This is a genomic window from Mesorhizobium sp. M7A.F.Ca.AU.002.02.1.1, from assembly GCF_003998535.1.
Lineage (GTDB): Bacteria > Pseudomonadota > Alphaproteobacteria > Rhizobiales > Rhizobiaceae > Mesorhizobium > Mesorhizobium ciceri.
In genome coordinates this window covers 1-3,398 of sequence record NZ_RZPB01000657.1, presented here as the reverse complement: position 1 = coordinate 3,398, position 3,398 = coordinate 1, and the positions used below count along the sequence as shown (strand labels likewise).

The window sequence follows — 3,398 nt, the reverse complement described above, 5'->3', positions numbered from 1 at the left end:
CTGGTACGTCGTCATAGGCCCGCCGGGTGCCGGCAAGACAACGGCACTGGTCAATTCGGGGCTGAATTTTCCGCTTGCCGGTTCAGGAGACGCCCAACCGGTGGCCGGCATTGGCGGAACACGTGCCTGCGACTGGTGGTTTACCGACCAGGCCGTGTTGATCGACACCGCAGGTCGCTACACGACGCAGGATTCCAATGCTGAGAGCGACAAGAAGAGCTGGCTCTCCTTCCTGTCACTGCTCAAGAAGCACCGCGCCCGGCAACCGATAAACGGCGTCATCCTGGCCATCAGCCTTGCCGATCTGATGAGCTTCGACGACCGGCAGCTAGATACCCACGTCGCCGAGATACGCAACCGGCTGAGGGAAATCCACGAGACGCTGAAAGTTCAGTTTCCAGTCTATCTGATTTTCACCAAGGCCGATCTTGTCTCCGGTTTCATGGACTACTTCGGCGGTTTCGACGAGTCACGAAGGCGCAAGGTGTGGGGCGCGACATTCCAGACCGCGGAGCGCGACAGGAACATGGCCGCTGGAGCCCCTGCCGAATTCGATGCGCTGGCAAAACGACTGGCCGACGAGATGGCCGACCGCCTCCAGGAAGAGACTGATCCCGTCACGCGCATCTCCATCTTCGGTTTTCCGGCACAGTTCGGCGCACTAAAGGGCCGAGTTACCAGCTTTGTCGCCGCTCTGTTCAATCCCGGACGCAGCCAGGTGAATGTCAGCCTGCGTGGATTGTATTTTTCGTCCGGCACGCAAGAGGGCACGCCTATCGATCAGGTGCTGGGCGCGATCGGCCGCAATTTCGGTGGCAATTCCCGCCCTCACCTTTCTGGAACCGGCAAAAGCTTCTTTTTGCATGATCTGCTGACGGACGTCATTTTTGCCGAATCGGGCTGGGTTTCGTATGACAAATCGGCTGCAAGGCGTGCGGCGATCGTCAGATTTGGTGGCCTGGGTGCCATAACGCTGATCGCCGCCGCCGCACTGGGTACGCTCGCCCTGAGCTTTGCTTCCAACCGGTCGCTGATCGCCTCCACAACGCTGGCCATGGGCCAGTATCGCGAGACGGCGGCCCCGTTGCTCAAGGCCAGCACGGTCACCGATGTCGACCTTGAAAACGTCATCGGCCCGCTTGACCAGTTGCGCGATCTGCCGGCCGGGTATGAAACCGGTGACTTGCCGACACCGTTAGAGGAGACGTTCGGCCTCAGCCAGAGGGAGAGACTTCTTTCGGCATCCAAAACAGCCTATCGGCAGGCGCTGGAGCGACTGCTCCGATCGCGCCTGTTGATCCAGGCCGAGCGGACGATCCAGGCCAAGATGGCCGATCCCGTCGCCCTCTACGAACCGTTGAAAATCTATCTGATGCTTGGCGGCAAGGCAGCGAAGGTCGATGACGCTTTGATCGTTTCGTGGATGAAGCGGGACTGGGAGCAGAACCGATATCCGGGCGAAAACAATCGCGAAGGACGCGAGCAGCTCCAAAAGCACCTGCGCGCCATGCTGGCATTGGACGACGCCTATGATCCGGTCTTCGAACTCAACCAGCCGCTTGTCGAAGCCGCTCAACGTTCACTCGGGCGTATGAGCCTTGCCGATCGCGCTTCGGCCTTGATCAAGTCGGCTATATACGCAGCGGTGCTGGACGATTTTTCACTGTCTCAGAAAGGCGGGCCGGAAGCGCAGCTGCTGTTCGAGCGCATCGATGGCGGCGATCTGTCAGGGCTTCGTATTCCCGGCATCTATACTCATTCCGGCTTCAACACCTTCTATCTCCGGCAACTGTCGCGCATTGCGCAGATGCTTGTCGACGAGCAGTGGGTTCTCGGGGGCGGCGGCGAACAAGGCGATATCAACCAGCAATTGCTCAAGCTCGGCCCCGAACTTCTTGATCGCTACGGCAAGGAGTTCGCGGCCGCGTGGAACGGCGTTCTCGGCCAGTTGAAATTCAAGGCGATGCTGACGGACAAGCCGCACTACATCGCACTTTCGGCCGCTGCCTCCCCAAGCTCACCGATGAATCAGCTCTTTGCGGCAATCGCCGATGAAACAGCTCTGACGCGGGACTCAGGTGACGGCCCCGATCCCGGCACCGAGATCGAAGGCACGGCCCAGAACCCGCCGCGCAACCCCGCGGATCTGGCCAAGGGCCTGGCCCGCATCGGCATAACAATCGCCAGCGGCAAATCGCAAAGCCGCGCCGGCACCGGGGCCGCCGACGCACGGAACTTCAGTCCAGGAGCAAACATCGAAGCGCAATTCAGACCATTCCAGGCCCTGGTGAACGGCCCTGCCGGACATCGCCCGATCGATGCTCTGACCCAAAACTTCAGCGATATCTATCAGAGCCTGCAACTGGCGGCCGAAGTTCCTTCGCAGACGGAACGCGTCAATTCGAACCTGCAGCTGCAGATAGCCACGCTTCGCGCCAATGTCTCGCGCCTGCCCAAGCAACTCGGCCGGATGGTCAACGCGACGGCGGATGAGTTCGAAGGCAACGTTGCCGAAACCTCGGTGACCAACTTGAATCAGATACTTGACCAGACGGTCACAGCCCCTTGTGAAGCCGCAATCAGCGGCCGTTATCCCTTCGCCCGCGACGCCACCGAGGATGTTGCGATGGCAGATTTCGCCAAATTGTTCGCCCCTGGCGGCTTGCTGGACCGGTTCTTCGCACAAAATCTAGCATCGCTGATCGACATGACCAGCCAGGACTGGACTTGGAAACAGGATGCGCGATTTGGACGCGACCTGTCGAAATCGACCCTGAAAGACTTCCAGCTTGCGGCGGAAATCCGCAGCGCCTTCTTCCCATCGGGCGGTTCGTTGCCTTCGGTCAGCATCACTTTCACACCGTTCTCACTGAATGGCGATGTCGATACGGCGATACTCGATGCCGAAGGCCAGATCGTCTGGAGCAATCAGACGGGCAACGCGCCGAGCGCGGTCACCTGGCCGGGCGAGGCAGCTTCCGCGTCCGCCAGCCTAAGCTTGACGCCGGAGATGCCAGGCCGCGAATCCGCCATCAAGTTCGAAGGGCCCTGGGCGCTGAAACGACTTCTGGACAAGGCTGCCGTCACCGGCGACGACAGCAACATGCAAGCGCGCTTCGTGATCGGCGGACGCGACGTTACTTATGCTCTCCAGACAGGCTCAGGCTCCAACCCCTTCTTCCTCCCGGCCCTGTCCGGATTCAGCTGTCCCAAGGCGTTTTGAACAGGGTTCATCTGCTGAACATGGCGTCGGTCCGCTGACCACGGCGTTCAAAGCCTGGTTTTCCTTAGTTTTCGATACTTTAATGTTCGAGCCTGTGGCAAAGTGGCGCCAGCGAGCGTCCAAAGGTGCGCCGCAGAAGGACGCTTGAAAAGCGCTTGGTGGCAAATTGAATACT

The 3,398-nt window shown here is 60.0% G+C and carries 1 protein-coding gene; it reads left to right on the top strand.

Going from position 1 to position 3,398, the window contains the following annotated elements:
- Positions 1 to 3,223: type VI secretion system membrane subunit TssM (gene tssM / locus EN879_RS28825; RefSeq protein WP_127274409.1), on the top strand; the 3,223-nt coding region annotated here is incomplete at its 5' end.
- Positions 3,224 to 3,398 lie beyond the last annotated feature (175 nt).